A 16590-nucleotide genomic window follows, 5' to 3' on the forward strand; every position below is an offset into this window, starting at 1 on the left:
CGGCGAATGCGTGCGCCGTCATAATGTAGCCCCTTTTTTCAGCCCCTACATGTGGAAGGTACTGCCGTGACCCAGAAGCCCGACCAGTGTCTTGGTGAATGGATCGATCGTGAAGCCCTCGCCGAGGCGATGATTCCCCTGATCGGTCAGCTCTACCGCAACAACAACGTGGTGACCTCGATCTTCGGCCGCAGCCTGATCAACCGGTCGGTCATCTCGATCCTCAAGGCACACCGTTTCGCACGTCACCGCATGGGCGACGACACCGAGCTGTCGGTGCACGACTCCTTCCAGATCCTCAAGGCCATGAGCGAGTTGAAGCTCGGCACCGCCTCGGTGGACCTGGGCAAGCTGGTGGCCAAGTTCAAGCGTGAAGGGGAAGGGCGCGGGCTCGAGCAGTTCGTCCGCGAAGAACTGGCGGACGTGGCCGGCAAGCAGAGCGACGTCAAGCGCAAGGGCACCGACGTGGTGCTCTATGGTTTCGGCCGCATCGGCCGCCTGCTGGCGCGCATCCTGGTGGAGAAGACCGGTGGCGGCGACGGCCTGCGCCTGCGCGCCATCGTCGTGCGCAAGGGCGCCGACAATGACCTGGTGAAGCGCGCCAGCCTGCTGCGCCGTGACTCGGTCCACGGTCCGTTCGACGGCACCATCGTGGTGGACGAGGCCAACAATACCCTCACCATCAACGGCAACCTGGTGCAGGTCATCTACTCCAACGACCCGGCCAGCGTCGACTACACCCAATACGGCATCGAGCACGCGCTGCTGGTGGACAACACCGGCAAGTGGCGCGACGCCGACGGCCTGGCCCAGCACCTGAAGTGCCCGGGTGTGAACCGCGTGGTGCTGACCGCACCCGGCAAGGGCAAGTTGAAGAACATCGTCCATGGCATCAACCATGGCGAGATCACCGACGACGACAAGATCATCTCCGCGGCGTCCTGCACCACCAACGCCATCGTTCCGGTGCTCAAGGCGGTGAACGACAAGTACGGCATCGTCAACGGCCACGTCGAGACCGTCCACTCCTACACCAACGACCAGAACCTGATCGACAACTTCCACAAGGGCGATCGCCGTGGCCGCAGTGCCGCGCTGAACATGGTGATCACCGAGACCGGCGCCGCCACTGCCGCCGCCAAGGCCCTGCCGGAACTGGCCGGCAAGCTGACCGGCAACGCCATCCGCGTGCCGACGCCCAACGTCTCCATGGCGATCCTCAACCTGAACCTGGAGAAGGCCACCAGCCGCGAGGAAATCAACGATTACCTGCGCCACATGGCCATGCACTCCGACCTGCACAAGCAGATCGACTACGTGAACTCCCAGGAAGTGGTGTCCACCGACTTCGTCGGCTCGCGCCACGCCGGTGTGGTGGACGCCGAGGCGACCATCGTCAACGACAACCGCGCCGTGCTGTACGTGTGGTACGACAACGAGTTCGGCTACAGCTGCCAGGTCGTGCGCGTGATGGAAGACATGGCTGGGGTTAACCCGCCGGCATTCCCGCGCTAAGCTGCGCGCACCAGGGAAAACGGGGGCTTCGGCTCCCGTTTTTCATTCCACGAGACACTCGCAGTCCCACCTCATTCTTCCGGGGAGCCCTCGAATGGATGGACACGCTTTGCAATCGGGTCCGCTGACGCGCGGCCTGAAAAATCGCCATATCCAGCTGATCGCTTTCGGGGGCGCCATCGGTACGGGGCTGTTTCTCGGGTCCGCCGGGGTGCTCAAGTCCGCCGGGCCGTCGATGATCCTCGGCTACGCCATCACCGGCCTGATCGCCTTCCTGATCATGCGCCAGTTGGGCGAGATGATCGTGGAAGAGCCGGTGGCCGGCTCCGTCAGCCACTTCGCCCACCGCTACTGGGGCGGTTACGCCGGCTTCCTGTCCGGCTGGAACTACTGGGTCCTATACGTGCTGGTGGGCATGGCCGAGCTGACCGCGGCGGGCAAGTACGTGCAGTTCTGGCTGCCCGAGGTGCCCACCTGGGCGACAGCGGCGGCGTTCTTCGTGGTGATCAACCTGATCAACCTCAGCAACGTGAAGGTCTTCGGCGAGGCGGAGTTCTGGTTCGCCCTGGTGAAAGTAGTGGCGATCATCGCCATGATCCTGCTGGGCGCCTACCTGCTGGTGAGCGGCAACGGCGGCGAGCAGGCGGCGGTGAGCAACCTGTGGAGCCACGGCGGCTTCTTCCCCAATGGCTTGGAAGGCCTGGTGATGGTCCTGGCGATCATCATGTTCTCCTTCGGCGGGCTGGAACTGGTGGGCATCACCGCCGCCGAGGCGGCCGAGCCGCGCAAGGTGATCCCCAAGGCCATCAACCAGGTGATCTATCGCATCCTGATCTTCTACATCGGCGCCCTCAGCGTGCTGCTGATGCTCTACCCGTGGGACAAGCTGCTGGAAACCCTGGGCGCCGCCGGCGACCCGTACAGCGGCAGCCCGTTCGTGCAGATCTTCTCGCTGATCGGCAGCGACACCGCCGCCCACGTCCTGAACTTCGTGGTGCTGACCGCCGCCTTGTCGGTCTACAACAGCGGCGTCTACTGCAACAGCCGGATGCTCTACGGCCTGGCGGAGCAGGGCGATGCGCCCAAGGTCATGTCCAAGGTGGACCGCCGCGGTGTGCCGGTGATGGCCATCGGCGTGTCCGCGCTGATCACCCTGCTGTGCGTGGTGGTGAACTACCTGGCGCCCCGGGAAGCCCTGGAGCTGCTGATGGCCCTGGTGGTGGCGGCGCTGATGATCAACTGGGCGATGATCAGCCTGTCGCACCTGAAATTCCGTCGCGCCCTGGTCAGCCAGGGCATCGAGCCGGGCTTCAAGGCGTTCTGGTCGCCCTTCACCAACTACCTGTGCCTGGCCTTCGTGGTGTTCATTCTCGGCACCATGCTGCTGATCCCCGGCATCAACGTGTCGGTCTATGCGATCCCGGTCTGGCTGCTGTTCATTTATGGCTGCTACCGGGTGCGCTGCGCCCGCGCACGCCGGGCCTGACGGGCCGGGCAGGGCGCGTCGATGACCGCGGGGCGCCGACGCCCGTTCGCCATCGGCGCCCTGGCCGTGGGGCTGTCGCTCCTGGCCGGCTGCGGGCCGGCCCTGGAGCGGCTGGAAGGCCCCACCATGGGCAGCCGCTATTCGATCCAGTATGTGGCGGTGGCAGGCGCGCCCTCCCGGGACGCCGTGCAGCACCAGGTGGACGACCTGCTGGCGGAAATCGACCGCGATTTCTCCACCTACCGCGGTGATTCCGCCGTCTCGCGCTTCAACGCTGCGTCGGCTGGCGCCTGCCTGGAGATGCCCGGCCCTGTGCTGCATCTGGTGCGGGTCGGCGAGGCGCTGTCCCGTGCCAGCGACGGGGCCTTCGACCTCACGGTGGGGCCGCTGCTGGACCTCTGGGGCTTCGGGCCCCAGTCCCGGGACGAGCGGGTGCCCAGCCAGGAAGAGCGCGTGGCGGTCGCCCAGCGGATCGGCTACCCACACCTGCACATCGACGGCAAGACGCTGTGCAAGGATGCAGCGACCCAGTTGGACTTCAATGCCATCGCCGCCGGCTACGCGGTAGACCGGATGGCCGCCCGCTTCGAGGCCCTGGGCATCCACGACTACCTGGTGGAAATCACCGGCGAGCTTAAGGCCAGCGGCCGGCGACCGGACGGCGGTCCCTGGCGGGTGGCCATCGAGGCGCCCCGCAGCGACCGGCGCGAGGCCGAGCGGGTGCTGGCGCTGGCGGGCTACGGCGTCTCCACCTCCGGTGACTACCGGCACTACTTCGAGCGCGATGGCCAGCGCTATTCCCACACCCTGGACCCCCGCAGCGGGGCGCCCATCGCCCACGGGCTGGCCTCGGTGACGGTGGTGGATCGTTCCGCCCTGCAGGCCGATGGCCTGTCTACCCTGCTGATGGTGCTGGGCCCGGAGCAGGGCCTGGCCTTCGCCGAGCGCCAGGGCATCGCCGCGTTGTTCGTCAGCCATCGCGGCGAGGGGTTCGTGGAACGGGCCAGCACGGCTTTCGAGGCCTTGCCCAGGGCCGAACCGTGAGCGAACCAGGGGCGGCTTTTGGCCATGTAGTGGACGCGACGCTCGCCTACGCCGGCGCCAGGCGCTAATGTGCAGCGCTTTGCCGCGAGGCTAAGCTGCGAAGAGCGAGGGCGCCGAGCGGCCAGGCCCGCGGCGGCGCCGTAACGAAGGGGAGAGACAGATGGCGGTCTACAACTACGATGTGGTGGTGCTGGGCTCGGGCCCGGCCGGCGAAGGTGCGGCGATGAACGCCGCCAAGGCCGGACGCAAGGTGGCGGTGGTGGACAGCCGGCGCGTGGTCGGCGGCAACTGCACGCACCTGGGCACCATCCCGTCGAAGGCCTTGCGCCACTCGGTGCGGCAGATCATGCAGTTCAACACCAACCCGATCTTCCGCCAGATCGGCGAACCGCGCTGGTTCTCCTTCCCCGACGTGCTCAAGAGCGCCGAGAAGGTCATCGCCAAGCAGGTCACGTCCCGCACCGGCTACTACGCCCGCAACCGCATCGACACCTTCTTCGGCACCGGCAGCTTCGCCGACGAGCAGACCGTCGAAGTGGTCTGCCTGAACGGCGCGGTGGAGCGTCTGGTGGCCAAGCAGATCATCATCGCCACCGGCTCGCGTCCCTACCGGCCGGCGGACATCGACTTCAGCCACCCGCGGGTCTACGACAGCGACACCATCCTCACCCTCAGCCACACGCCGCGCCGGCTGATCATCTACGGCGCCGGAGTGATTGGTAGCGAATACGCTTCCATCTTCAGCGGGCTCGGGGTGCTAGTGGACCTGATCGACACCCGCGACCAGTTGCTCAGCTTCCTCGACGCGGAAATCTCCCAGGCCCTGAGCTACCACTTCAGCAACAACAACGTGCTGGTGCGCCACAACGAGGAGTACGAGCGGGTCGAGGGCCTGGACAACGGGGTGATCCTGCACCTGAAGTCCGGCAAGAAGATCAAGGCCGACGCCTTGCTCTGGTGCAACGGCCGGACCGGCAACACCGACCGGCTGGGGCTGGAAAACATCGGCATCAAGGTCAACAGCCGCGGGCAGATCGACGTGGATCAGACCTACTGCACCGGGGTTTCCAACATCTACGCGGCGGGCGACGTGATCGGCTGGCCGAGCCTGGCCAGCGCCGCCTACGACCAGGGCCGCTCGGCGGCCGGCAGCATCGTCGACAATGGCAGCTGGCGCTTCGTCGACGACGTGCCCACTGGCATCTACACCATTCCGGAGATCAGCTCCATCGGCAAGAACGAGCGGGAGCTGACCCAGGCCAAGGTGCCCTACGAAGTGGGCAAGGCGTTCTTCAAGGGCATGGCCCGGGCGCAGATTTCCAGCGAGCCGGTGGGCATGCTGAAGATCCTCTTCCACCGCGAGACGCTGCAGGTGCTGGGCGTGCACTGCTTCGGCTACCAGGCCTCGGAGATCGTGCACATCGGCCAGGCGATCATGAACCAGCCGGGCGAGGCGAATACCCTCAAGTATTTCGTCAACACCACCTTCAACTACCCGACCATGGCGGAAGCCTATCGGGTGGCGGCGTTCGACGGCCTCAACCGGCTTTTTTGAGCGGCTCCGGCCGGTGGCCTGAGCCGGCCGGAGGCATCAGCGATTCCCGAGGGTGGCGGTGGCCAAACCGGGAAAGTCTGTGATCAGGCTATCCACACCGAAATCGGCGAGCCGGCGCATCAGGGCCGGCTCGTTCACCGTCCACACCGACACGTGCAGCCCCTGCTTCTGGGCCTTGGCCAGGCGCTCGGGCGTGCATAGCGTCCAGTTCAGCGCCAGCAACCCGCAGCCGTAGTGGTCGGCCACCTTCAACGGGTCCAGCCAGGCGTACTCGGCCACCAGGCCACGCTGCAGGTGCGGCGCCTCCCGTTGCAAAGCCCGCAGCACTTCCCGCGAACTCGACGTGACGCAGACCTTGTCGGCCAGGCCGTGGCGCTCCACCAGCGCGGCGATGGCGGTCACCGTGCGGGCGGCGCGCACCCGCGAAGCGCTCTTCACCTCCAGTTGCCAGTGCTCGAACGGGCAGCGCTCGAACAGCTCCTCCAGCCGCGGGATCGGGCAGGGCTGCAAGGCGCCGGGACCGCCGAGGCGGGCGTCGTAGGTGACCAGGTTGACGGCGTCATGCTCCACCACCTTGCCACGGCGGCCGGTGGTGCGTTTCAGGGTGGGGTCGTGGATCACCATCAGCTCGCCGTCGCGGGACAGGTGCAGGTCCAGCTCGCAGCGACGGACCCCATGTTCCAGGCAGCGCTGGAAGCTGGCGAGCGTATTCTCCGGGACTTCGCCTTTGGCGCCGCGATGGCCATAGATCAGGGTCATGCCGATTCCTCGAGGGTGAGAAGATCGCAGTCTGCATAAAAACGCGACGGGCGTGTAGCGCCCGCCCGGTCAATTGTGGGCGAAGCCGTGGCGAAGGCATACTCCTGCGATTTTCCCCGCGCCGGCCTGACAGGGCGCGTGGTGCCATCGAGGACCCTGGATGTACCGTTTTCTGCTGTTCAGCATCGCCTGCCTCGCCGCGCTGCCGGGGTGCTCCCCGGACGTGCCGGAGGCCGATCACCCAGCCATCGGCTTCATCGATACGCCGGCGTCCGGGCAATTCACCCAGGGCCGCGTGGAGCTGGTGGGCTGGGCGGTGGACACGGATGGCCTGCAGGCGGTGGAAATCCTGGTCAACGGGCGCGACCTGTACGTCGCCCAGACCGGCCTGGAGCGGACGGACGTGGCGGCGGCGCGCCCTGACCTGAAGGATGGCCTGCACGCCGGCTTCCGTTTCTCCGCGGACCTGACAAAGACCCTGTCCGGCCAGGACACCCTGGAGGTCCGGACACTCGACCGACACGGGCATCGCACCACCCTGGCGACCCTGGCCTACACGGGAACGCCCCCTTCGCCCTGGGCGGAGCTGGCCGCGCGCCATCCTGAGTGGAAGGACGACCCGTTCTACCTGGCGGTGGGCACCAGCGGCCTGACCGATGCGCAGCTGGAGGACTTCAAGGCGGAATATGCCGGCCTGGACGGTGCCACCGTGCGCTTCGGCCTGCGGGTGCCGATCCTCTACATGCGCACCACCCTGGGCGCAGCGGCGGACTGGACGTTCGATCCGGCGTTCGATGTGAGCACCCGCCAGGACGACAAGGTGGTCGCGGAAGACGCCCTGAACCCGGTCATCGCCCTGGCCATCGCCCACCGCGTACCCATCCTCTTCACCCTCAACGGTGGCGTCTGGGCCGATGCCCGGGCCACGGCCCCGGCCTGGGACCTGAACGATCACCTGGAAGAGGATCGGGCCAACTGCCAGTGGAGCGAGAAGGGCGAGGTGTTCCCGGACGACTACCTGAAGAACCTGCCCGGCTCGGAAAGCTCGCCGGAGCTGGCCAATTCCCTGACCCTGAACGTCCATGCCGACACGGTGCGTGCCTACAAACGCCGCAACCTGCAGGCGGCGGCGCGGATCATCCAGCGCTTCGCCCAGGCGCATCCCGAGCTGTTCATCGGTGTCAACCTCGACCCCGACGTTTACCTCAACCCGTTCTTCTCGCGGAAGGCTTGGTTCGACTACAACCCGGGCGCCGTGCAGCAGTTCCGCGAGTGGCTGAGCGCCAGCGGCCCGTACGCCGAGGGCGGACCCCTGGCCGCCTACCGGCGTGCGCCGATCACCCTGGAACAGGCATCCGCCCTGGCCGGCAGGCCGTTCGCCGACTGGACCCAGGTCGCTGCGCCGCTACCCACCGAGCAGTTCTGGAAAGATCCCTGGTTCGGCCTCTGGGAGCAGTTCCGTCGCCACCTAGTGGCGCTGCACTACGAGGACCTGGCCCGCTGGGTTGCGGAGACCGGGATCGATCGGGCGAAAATCTTCTCCTCCCAGGGCTTCAACCCGACCCGGCAGGCCGACACCGCGATGCCGGTCTTCATCGACAGCCCGACCAAGCCCTACGACACCGCGGGGGTCAGCATCGAGGGGGCCAAGCCCACCCATGGGCACCTGGGGGCAATTCTCTACGGCGACAGTGCCCGGGATGCCATTCCCATGGAGAACGGCGGCACCCTGTTCGCCACCCTGCAGGCGTTCGACCCCGACTGGGGCATTCCGGAATTCAACCTGGCCGACCTGGATCGCCCACAGCAGGTCGTCGATGCGGACACCGCCTACCGGGCGCTGCTGGGCATCGCCAACAACGGCGTACGGTTTCTCTCGCCCATGGCCTGGAACGGCTCCAACGGGCTGTTCCAGGGGCAACCCGGGTTCGTCGCCTACACCTCCTGGCGGCACACGCCCCAGGAAACGGTGTTCAAGGACCTGGCCATCCAGCGCCAGGGCCTGCCTCGCTCGGCCAAGTTGTGGCCGTTCGGCCTGCGCCTCAACGATGCGCTGGATGGCTGGCAGGGCGAGGCCGGCACACGGGTGACGGCGGGAAGAGGGGCCTTGCAGGCGACCCCGGGCGGTGGCGCGGCGACCCTGCTGTCGCCGCCCCTGGTGCTGGATCCACAACGGCCGCAGCTGCTGGTGCTCGCGGTGGAAGGAGCGCCTGGCGGGTCGCAGGTGGAAGTGGCGTGGCTGGGGGAGGGCGAAGCGCGCCAGACCCTGCTGCCCCCCACGGCGCTCGACGGATTCCCCCGCAGCGCGGCCGGCTATGCCCTGGCGCTGCCAGCCACCGGTTCCCGGGCCGGCCGGCTGTGGATCCGCGTCGAGAGCCAGGCGACCCTGGTCATTGACCGGGTCGCCCTGATTCCCCGCTGAGATCCTCTAGCGGCTGGCGGGGGCGGCCGGCTGGTGGTGCACCACGCTGTCGATCACCCGCCCGCTCTCGAAATACACGGAGAACGTCCGGTAATCCCAGCGGGTGATGGGCGGTCGGCCTACGGGCGGATGTTCCTCGTCCGCCAGGCCGAAGCGCGACAGCACCGCCTTCTGGCTTTCGCCGCGCGCCGGCACGGACACGTTCGGACTGCCTTGCTGGCCTACGGGGATCGCCAGGGTATCGGCATGGGCGGGGAGGGCGGCCCAGAGGGCAGCGAGCAGGAGCAGGCGGGGCATGGCGACTCCGAAGGAAGGGCATTCAACGGTGGACGGGCCGGCAGGATAGCCAGCCGCCGGCGGGAGATGCTGTGACGTGCTGCAGAGTTCTGCGGCCGGGCGTACCAGGCGTCAGGCATCGCCGACGATGCGCTCCCGGGCCATGCGCCGTTCCAGGGCCTGTTTCTGCATGATGTGGCGGGCCAGCAGCTGGCGCTGGGCATCGGTGACGGACTCGAACTCGGTGCCGATCTCGTACAGCCCGTTGTCGCTCGGCTGGCTGTGGATCACCCGGGCACGCAGCAGCAACCCCAGGGCTTGGGGCATCAGCACCATCTTCAAGCCGAGGTGTGCGCCTACTGTCAGCGGCTGCGGGTGATTGAAGCTGATGCCCCCCTCCGACAGCGACACCTGCCGCGGCAGGCCGATCTCCCGCAGCAGGCTCTGGGCCATGGCCTGCCCGATCAGGTCGATGCGCTTGTTCATCACCTTGAAGTAGCTGGCCAGGGTACGGTCGCGTTCGCCGATGTGGCGCAACAGGTGCTGGGATTCGAAGTCCAGCAGGTGCAGATCGCTCAGCAGGTTGAACAACGGCGAGGCGTCGTGAAGCGCCTCGCTGCCCAGCGCCTCGGCGCCGCTCAAGGGGGTGATTTCCAGTGCGATCGTATCCTCGATGCGATAGTATTCGCGGCGGTCATCCGCGTCTCGTGTCGACATGGCGAACCCAAGGCAGCAGTCACTGGTCCGAGTGTAGACGCTGCCGGTCGAGCGCCGCTACAAGGCGTCCTATCCTTTTCACATAGCTCCCGACATGTTCAGACCCTTGCCTGCATTCCTTGGCACGCGCTACACGCGGGCCAAACGCCGCAACCATTTCGTTTCCTTCATCTCCCTCACCTCGGTCATCGGCCTCGCCCTCGGCGTGGTGGTGATGATCGTTGTGCTTTCCGTGATGAACGGCTTCGATCACGAAATGCGCACCAACGTCCTGGGCATCGTGCCCCAGGCCAGCATCCAGGGCGAGCAGCCCATCGATGACTGGAAGAAAGCCGCCGAACCCATGGCCCGCCATCCCCAGGTGCTGGCCATCGCCCCCTTCACCCAGATGCAGGGGTTGCTGACCAACAACGGCAAGGTCCAGAAGATCCTCATCGACGCCATCGACCCGGCCCTGGAGCCAACGGTCTCCACCCTCGGCAACGCCTTCCACAAGGAGGGTGCCCAAGGTTCCCTGGAGGCGCTGCAACCGGGGCGCTTCGGCATCGTCATCGGTAACCGGGCGGCGGAGAAACTGGGCGTTGGCCTCGGCGACAAGGTTACCTTCGTCGCGCCGGAGGTCTCGGTGACCCCGGCGGGCATGTTCCCGCGGATGAAGCGCTTCACCGTGGTGGGCATCTTCCACGTCGGTGCCGGCGAGATCGACGGCTACATGGCCCTGACTCACCTGGACGATGCCGCCCGCCTCCTGCGCTGGAAGCCGGGCCAGGTCCAGGGGCTGCGGTTGAAGCTGGCCGACCTGTTCGAGGCGCCGCGGGTGGCCTGGGAACTGGCCAAGACCGGTAACTACTACGCCCGCGACTGGACCCGTACCCACGGCAACCTCTACCAGGCGATCCGCATGGAGAAGGCCATGATCGGCCTGCTCCTGCTGCTGATCGTCGCGGTGGCGGCGTTCAACATCATTTCCACCCTGGTGATGGTGGTGAACGACAAGAAGGCCGACATCGCCATCCTGCGCACCCTGGGCGCCACCCCGCGGCAGATCATGGCCACCTTCATGGTGCAGGGCACCATCATCGGCGTGGTGGGTACCCTGATCGGGGCACTGCTGGGCATCCTCGCGGCGCTCAACGTCAGCCGGGCGATCAGCCTGCTGGAGACGCTGATCGGCCACAAGTTCCTCGACGCCGAGGTGTACTTCATCGACTACCTGCCGTCCCAGGTGATGGCCGAAGACGTGCTGCAGGTATGCGGCGCCGCCCTGCTTCTGAGTTTCCTCGCCACCCTTTACCCGGCCTGGCGTGCCGCGCGCACCCAGCCCGCGGAGGCACTACGTTATGAATGACAAGGCCGTTCTGAGCTGCCGCGACCTCGGCAAGCGCTATGAGGAGGGGCCGCAATCGGTGGAAGTGCTGTCCGCCGTGGCGCTCGAACTGTTCCCGGGCGAGCGCGTCGCCATCGTCGGCAGTTCCGGCTCCGGCAAGAGCACGCTGCTGAACCTGCTGGGCGGGCTCGACACGCCCAGCCACGGCAGCGTCTGGCTGGCGGGCGAGGAGCTGTCCGCCCTCAACGAGCGGGCCCGCGGCCTGCTGCGCAACCGCGCCCTGGGGTTCGTCTACCAGTTCCACCACCTGCTGCCCGAGTTCACCGCCCTGGAGAACGTCTGCATGCCGCTGCTGATCGGCACCACGCCGATCCCCGAGGCACGCCAGCGGGCCACCGCCCTGCTGCAGCGGGTCGGCCTCGGGCACCGGCTGGAGCACAAGCCGGCGGAGCTGTCCGGTGGCGAGCGCCAGCGGGTGGCGATCGCCCGGGCGCTGGTGAACAACCCGGCCCTGGTGCTGCTGGACGAACCCACCGGCAACCTCGATCAGCACACCGCCCATGGCATCCAGGAATTGATGCTGGAGCTGAGCGCCTCGTCGCGCACCGCATTCATGGTGGTGACCCATGACCTGCAACTGGCGCAGCAGATGGACCGTGTGCTGCGCCTGGAAGAAGGCCGGTTGGTAGCGGCGTGATGTTCAGACCTCTCTCGATTTTCATCGGTACCCGCTACACCCGCGCCAAGCGGCGGAACCACTTCATTTCCTTCATTTCCCTCACCTCGATGATCGGCCTCGCCCTGGGCGTGCTGGCGATGATCGTGGTGCTCTCGGTCATGAACGGCTTCCAGCGGGAAATGAGCGTGCGGGTCCTCGGCATGGTGCCCCACGCCACTCTGTGGGCCGACCAGCCCCTGGACGACTGGCGCCAGACTGCCGCGGTCGCCCTGAAACACCCGGAGGTGGTGGGCGCGGCGCCGTTCGCCGAGCTGGAGGGCATGCTCTCCTACAAAGGCACCATGCAGCCGATCCAGGTGCACGGCATCGACCCCCGGGAAGAGCCGAAGGTGTCCATCGTCGGCCAGCACATGGTCCAGGGCAGCCTGGAGGCCCTGCGGCCCGGCGAGTTCGGCGTGGTCATCGGCGAGATCACCGCGCGTCGCTTCCACCTCAATACCGGCGACAAGCTGACCCTGATCGTCCCCGAGGCGAGCACCGCCCCCGGCGGCATCACCCCGCGCATGCAGCGCCTGAACGTGGTGGGCATCTTCAAGGTGGGCGCCGAGCTGGACGGTTCCCTGGGGCTGATCCACTACGCCGATGCCTCGGCCCTGCAGCGCCTGCAACCGGGCCAGGTGCAGGGCGTGCGCATCGCCCTCAAGGACCTCTACCAGTCGCCGAAGGTGGCCGGGCAGATCGCCGGCGAACTGGGGGCGGGTTTCCATGCGGAAGACTGGACCCGGACCCAGGGCAGCCTGTTCAGCGCCATGAAGATGGAAAAGACCATGATCGGCCTGCTGCTGATGCTGATCATCGCGGTGGCGGCGTTCAACATCATCGCCACGCTGATCATGGTGGTGTCGGACAAGCGCGCCGACATCGCGATCCTGCGCACCTTCGGCGCCACCCCGGGGCAGATCATGGGGGTGTTCATGGTGCAGGGGTCGGTGATCGGTGCGGTGGGAACGCTGATCGGCGGCGTGCTGGGCGTCATCGCCGCCCTCAACGTCAGCAGCCTGGTGGGCTGGATCGAGCGCATCACCCACCGGCAGATACTCACCTCCGACGTCTACTTCGTGAATTACCTGCCGTCCGAGCTGCAGGCCGGCGACGTGCTGCTGATCTGCGGCGTGGCGCTGCTGCTGAGCTTCCTCGCCACCCTCTATCCCGCCTGGCGCGCAGCCAGCACTCAGCCCGCCGAATCGCTGCGTTACGAATGACGACCCGTCCGGGCGGTTGAGACCGCCCGGGGCTGATCGGGGCCCATCGCGGGCGCGGGGCGCCGATGGCGTCTACGCTGTGCGGCGGGTGGCGCAGGACGCGCCGCCTCCCCGGAACGGATTCCAGGAAATTCTTCGCCGATGCGTATCGCGCTACTCGGGCTCGCCCTGGGGCTGCTGCTCCTGCGCGCCCTCCCGCTTCTGCCGCCCCGCTGGGTGCTGCTGACCCTCGCCCTGCTCGCACTGCCGTTGCTCCTGACGCGCCTGCACCCCCTGGGCTTTGCCCTGCTGGGGTTCGCCTGGGCCTGTCATTCCGCGCAGATGGCCGTGGACGACCGGCTGGACCGGTCTCTCGATGGCCGGGTCGTCTGGCTGGAAGGGCGGGTGGTCGGGCTGCCCGAGCCCCAGGACGGTTCGCTGCGTTTCCAGCTGGAGCAGGCCCACTCCCGACGCGGCGTCTTGCCCGCCCGCCTGCGGCTGTCCTGGCAGGGCGCGCCGGACATGCGCGCCGGCGAGCGATGGCGCCTGGCGGTGAAACTCAAGCGGCCGCGCGGGCTGGTGAACCCCCAGGCATTCGATTACGAGGCCTGGCTGCTGGCCCGGCGCATCGGGGCCACCGGCAGCGTGAAGACGGGGGAGCGGCTCGAAGCGGCCACCGGTATCGCCGCCTGGCGCGACCAACTGCGTACGGCCCTGCTGGCGACGCCGGCCCAAGGCCGGGCCGGGACCATCGCCGCCCTGGTGCTGGGGGATGGCTCGGGCCTGGAGGCCAGCGACTGGCGCCTGCTGCAGGACACCGGCACGGTGCACCTGCTGGTGATCTCCGGCCAGCACATCGTCATGCTCGCCGGCCTGCTGTATGCCGCGGTGGCCTGGCTGGCCCGTCGCGGGCTCTGGCCCCGGGGCTGGCCGTGGTTGCCCTGGGCCTGCGCCGTGGCGTTCGCCGGGGCCCTGGGCTATGGCCTGCTGGCGGGGTTCGACGTACCGGTACGGCGGGCCTGCATGATGGTCGGCGTGGTGCTGGTCTGGCGCCTGCGCTTCCGCCATCTGGGCGTCTGGACGCCCCTGCTGATGGCGATGTGCGCCGTGCTGCTGGCGGAGCCGCTGGCCAGCCTGCAGCCGGGCTTCTGGCTGTCGTTCGCCGCCGTAGGGTTGCTGGCCTGGACCTTCGCTGGCCGCCTGGGAGCCTGGAATCCCTGGCGCACCTGGTGGCGTGCGCAGTGGCTGCTGGCGCTGGGGCTGTTCCCGCTGCTGGCGGGGCTGGGCCTGCCCCTGAGCCTCAGCGGCCCACTGGCGAACCTGCTGGCGGTGCCTTGGGTGAGCGCGGTGAGCGTACCCTTGAGCCTGGCCGGCACGCTGCTGCTGGGCATTCCTTACCTGGGAGATGGCCTGTGCTGGCTCGCGGGCGGTTCACTGGTGGCCCTGTTCGCCGTGCTGGAATGCATCGCCGCCTGGTTGCCCGCCTGGATTCCGGTGGCATTTCCGCTCTGGAGCGGTGTACTGGCGGGCCTGGGCGCGCTGGTGCTGCTGCTTCCCGCGGGCGTGCCCGTGCGCCTGCTGGGCAGCTTCCTGGTGCTGCCGATCCTGTTCCCGATGCTGGATCGACCAGCCCCCGGGCGGGCCGAGGTGTGGATGCTGGACGTGGGGCAGGGGTTGTCGGTGCTGGTGCGCACCCGTGACCACGTACTGCTCTACGACGCCGCGGCCCGCCATGGCGAGTTCGACCTGGGCGAAAAGGTGGTGGTGCCCTCGTTGCGTGCCCTGGGTGTCGCGCAACTGGACCTCATGCTGCTCAGCCACGCCGACAACGACCATGCCGGCGGCGCCCTGGCGGTGAAGAAGGCCCTGGGCACGGGGCGGGTGATCAGCGGCGACGTCGCGGGCCTGCCGGCTCGACTGGGAGCCAAGCCGTGCGTCGCCTCCGACTGGGAATGGGATGGAGTGCGCTTTGCCACCTGGCGTTGGAGCGCGGCGCGCAATGGCAACGAAGGCTCCTGCGTACTGAGCGTCGAGGCCAACGGCGAGCGGCTGCTGCTCACCGGCGACATGGGCCGCGCCGCCGAGGCGGCCTGGCGGGCCGAGCATGAGGAACCCGTCGACTGGCTGCTGGCGCCCCATCACGGCAGCCGCAGTTCTTCATCGGCCGCGTTCGTTCAGGCGACCCGGCCGAGAGCCGTGCTCATCTCCCGGGGCTGGGGCAATGCCTTTGGCCATCCCCACCCGGAGGTGGTGCAGCGCTATCGCACCGCCGGCGCGCTGCTGTACGACAGCGCCGAGACGGGCGCCGTGCGGATTCGCCTGGGGGCGTTCGACGAGCCGCTGAAACTGCGCGATCACGCACGTTTCTGGCGGGAAAAATGAGAACCGGGGCGGTCGGCGGGGGCACCTCCCTATGCTAGAGTGGCGCCACTTTTTTCAAGGGGATTCGCCACTGTGTGGGAGCTGGTCAAAGCGGGCGGCTGGATGATGCTGCCGATCATTCTGAGTTCCATCGCGGCTCTGGGGATCATCGCCGAGCGTCTCTGGACGCTGCGGGCGAATCGGGTCGCGCCTCCCCATCTGCTCGGCCAGGTCTGGCTGTGGATCAAGGAGAAGCAGCTCAACAGCCAGAAGCTCAAGGAACTGCGCCTGTCCTCGCCCCTGGGTGAAGTCCTCGCCGCCGGCCTGGCCAATTCCAAGCATGGCCGGGACGTGATGAAGGAGTGCATCGAGGAAGCCGCGGCCCGGGTCATCCATGAGCTGGAGCGCTACCTCAACACTCTCGGTACCATCGCCGCGATGACACCCCTGATGGGATTGCTGGGCACCGTGTTCGGCATGATCCAGATCTTCAGTTCCTTCACCGGATCGGGGTTGACCAATGCCGGCTCCCTCGCCGGTGGCATTTCTACTGCACTCATCACCACCGCCGCCGGCCTGATCGTGGCGATTCCCGCGCTGTTCTTCCATCGCTTCCTGGTACGCCGGGTGGACGAGCTGGTGGTGAGCATGGAACAGGAAGCCATCAAGTTGGTGGAAGTGGTGCAGGGCGACCGCGACGTCGACCTGAGCGAGTTCCGGGTCGAAGCCAAGGAAACCCGCAAGGACGCCCGCAAAGAGGGTCGGAAAGCGTGAAGTTCCGCCGAAGCTCGCGGATGCGGGAACACGTCGAGATCAACCTGGCGTCACTGATCGACGTGGTGTTCATCCTGCTGCTGTTCTTCGTCGTCACCACCACCTTCACCCGGGAAACCCAGCTCAAGGTGGACCTGCCGGAAGCCGCCAGTGGCACGCCGACCCAGGACACCGAGCTGAAGCAGCTGGAAGTGACCATCAGCGCCGACGGCACCTACGCGCTGAACGGCCAGGTCCTGCTGAAGAGCGACCTGGACAGCCTTATGGCGGCGCTGCAGAAGGAGTCCTCCGGGGACAATAGCCTGCCGCTGACCATCAGCGCCGACGGCAAGACCCCGCACCAGGCGGTCATCACCGCCATGGACGCCGCCGGCAAGCTGGGCTTCGCCCACCTGCGCATCACCACCGTCGAACCGCAACCGGCCAAGCCCTGA

The 16590-nt window shown here is 67.5% G+C and carries 14 protein-coding genes; 11 read left to right on the forward strand and 3 right to left on the reverse strand.

Annotation, left to right across the window (positions count from 1 at the left end):
- Nucleotides 1-66 precede the first annotated feature (66 nt).
- The 4 genes from FM069_RS10100 to sthA all read left to right on the forward strand — a co-directional run bounded on the left by FM069_RS10100 (nt 67) and on the right by sthA (nt 5600).
- Complete coding sequence (locus FM069_RS10100) at nt 67-1515, forward strand: glyceraldehyde-3-phosphate dehydrogenase (RefSeq protein WP_143488175.1); 1449 nt, start codon at nt 67-69, stop codon at nt 1513-1515.
- Nucleotides 1516-1609: 94 nt separating this feature from the next.
- Complete coding sequence (locus FM069_RS10105) at nt 1610-3001, forward strand: amino acid permease (RefSeq protein ID WP_143488176.1); 1392 nt, start codon at nt 1610-1612, stop codon at nt 2999-3001.
- A gap of 21 nt (nt 3002-3022) precedes the next feature.
- The gene (locus FM069_RS10110) at nt 3023-4045 is read left to right on the forward strand and encodes an FAD:protein FMN transferase (RefSeq protein ID WP_143488177.1); all 1023 of its coding nucleotides are present in this window, start codon (nt 3023-3025) and stop codon (nt 4043-4045) included.
- A 160-nt stretch (nt 4046-4205) separates the two neighbouring features.
- Nucleotides 4206-5600 (forward strand): Si-specific NAD(P)(+) transhydrogenase, encoded by a 1395-nt coding sequence (gene sthA / locus FM069_RS10115; protein WP_143488178.1) that lies wholly within the window; start codon nt 4206-4208, stop codon nt 5598-5600.
- A 36-nt stretch (nt 5601-5636) separates the two neighbouring features.
- Here sthA and FM069_RS10120 read toward each other — a convergent pair whose 3' ends face one another.
- The gene (locus tag FM069_RS10120) at nt 5637-6359 is read right to left on the reverse strand and encodes a glycerophosphodiester phosphodiesterase (protein WP_143488179.1); all 723 of its coding nucleotides are present in this window, start codon (nt 6357-6359) and stop codon (nt 5637-5639) included.
- Between the two features lie 160 nt (nt 6360-6519).
- Here FM069_RS10120 and FM069_RS10125 point away from each other — a divergent pair, with 160 nt between their 5' ends.
- Nucleotides 6520-8781: a hypothetical protein gene (locus FM069_RS10125; protein WP_143488180.1), complete on the forward strand. Its 2262-nt coding sequence runs from the start codon at nt 6520-6522 to the stop codon at nt 8779-8781.
- Between the two features lie 6 nt (nt 8782-8787).
- Here FM069_RS10125 and FM069_RS10130 read toward each other — a convergent pair whose 3' ends face one another.
- Nucleotides 8788-9078, reverse strand: coding sequence for a phosphodiesterase (locus tag FM069_RS10130; protein WP_143488181.1), 291 nt, complete (start codon nt 9076-9078; stop codon nt 8788-8790).
- Nucleotides 9079-9189: 111 nt separating this feature from the next.
- Nucleotides 9190-9774, reverse strand: coding sequence for a PilZ domain-containing protein (locus tag FM069_RS10135; RefSeq protein WP_143488182.1), 585 nt, complete (start codon nt 9772-9774; stop codon nt 9190-9192).
- A 94-nt stretch (nt 9775-9868) separates the two neighbouring features.
- Between FM069_RS10135 and FM069_RS10140 the strand changes: the two genes are divergently transcribed.
- From FM069_RS10140 to FM069_RS10165, 6 genes are all read left to right on the forward strand, one after another.
- Complete coding sequence (locus tag FM069_RS10140) at nt 9869-11122, forward strand: lipoprotein-releasing ABC transporter permease subunit (protein ID WP_143488183.1); 1254 nt, start codon at nt 9869-9871, stop codon at nt 11120-11122.
- Entirely contained in the window at nt 11115-11798 is a 684-nt protein-coding gene (gene lolD / locus FM069_RS10145) for a lipoprotein-releasing ABC transporter ATP-binding protein LolD (protein WP_143488184.1), read from the forward strand. The genes FM069_RS10140 and lolD overlap by 8 nt, the downstream gene beginning before the upstream one ends.
- Nucleotides 11798-13042, forward strand: a complete 1245-nt coding sequence (locus tag FM069_RS10150; RefSeq protein ID WP_143488185.1) for a lipoprotein-releasing ABC transporter permease subunit — start codon at nt 11798-11800, stop codon at nt 13040-13042. The genes lolD and FM069_RS10150 overlap by 1 nt, the downstream gene beginning before the upstream one ends.
- 141 nt (nt 13043-13183) lie before the next feature.
- Nucleotides 13184-15403 carry a DNA internalization-related competence protein ComEC/Rec2 gene (locus FM069_RS10155; protein ID WP_143488186.1) on the forward strand — a complete coding sequence of 740 codons (2220 nt, stop codon included), beginning with the start codon at nt 13184-13186 and terminating at the stop codon, nt 15401-15403.
- Nucleotides 15404-15475: 72 nt separating this feature from the next.
- Nucleotides 15476-16156 (forward strand): MotA/TolQ/ExbB proton channel family protein, encoded by a 681-nt coding sequence (locus FM069_RS10160; protein ID WP_178106710.1) that lies wholly within the window; start codon nt 15476-15478, stop codon nt 16154-16156.
- Nucleotides 16153-16590, forward strand: coding sequence for an ExbD/TolR family protein (locus FM069_RS10165; protein WP_143488188.1), 438 nt, complete (start codon nt 16153-16155; stop codon nt 16588-16590). The genes FM069_RS10160 and FM069_RS10165 overlap by 4 nt, the downstream gene beginning before the upstream one ends.

The sequence above is a fragment of the Pseudomonas mangiferae genome (assembly GCF_007109405.1).
Lineage (GTDB): Bacteria > Pseudomonadota > Gammaproteobacteria > Pseudomonadales > Pseudomonadaceae > Pseudomonas_T > Pseudomonas_T mangiferae.

What these genes read in the sequence shown, in the direction of transcription:
- FM069_RS10105 (WP_143488176.1), top strand. Translation starts at nt 1,610, where the DNA reads ATGGATGGACACGCTTTGCAATCGGGTCCGCTGACGCGCGGCCTGAAA.
- FM069_RS10110 (WP_143488177.1), top strand. Translation starts at nt 3,023, where the DNA reads ATGACCGCGGGGCGCCGACGCCCGTTCGCCATCGGCGCCCTGGCCGTG.
- sthA (WP_143488178.1), top strand. Translation starts at nt 4,206, where the DNA reads ATGGCGGTCTACAACTACGATGTGGTGGTGCTGGGCTCGGGCCCGGCC.
- FM069_RS10120 (WP_143488179.1), bottom strand. Translation starts at nt 6,359, where the DNA reads ATGACCCTGATCTATGGCCATCGCGGCGCCAAAGGCGAAGTCCCGGAG.
- FM069_RS10125 (WP_143488180.1), top strand. Translation starts at nt 6,520, where the DNA reads ATGTACCGTTTTCTGCTGTTCAGCATCGCCTGCCTCGCCGCGCTGCCG.
- FM069_RS10130 (WP_143488181.1), bottom strand. Translation starts at nt 9,078, where the DNA reads ATGCCCCGCCTGCTCCTGCTCGCTGCCCTCTGGGCCGCCCTCCCCGCC.
- FM069_RS10135 (WP_143488182.1), bottom strand. Translation starts at nt 9,774, where the DNA reads ATGTCGACACGAGACGCGGATGACCGCCGCGAATACTATCGCATCGAG.
- FM069_RS10140 (WP_143488183.1), top strand. Translation starts at nt 9,869, where the DNA reads ATGTTCAGACCCTTGCCTGCATTCCTTGGCACGCGCTACACGCGGGCC.
- lolD (WP_143488184.1), top strand. Translation starts at nt 11,115, where the DNA reads ATGAATGACAAGGCCGTTCTGAGCTGCCGCGACCTCGGCAAGCGCTAT.
- FM069_RS10150 (WP_143488185.1), top strand. Translation starts at nt 11,798, where the DNA reads ATGTTCAGACCTCTCTCGATTTTCATCGGTACCCGCTACACCCGCGCC.
- FM069_RS10155 (WP_143488186.1), top strand. Translation starts at nt 13,184, where the DNA reads ATGCGTATCGCGCTACTCGGGCTCGCCCTGGGGCTGCTGCTCCTGCGC.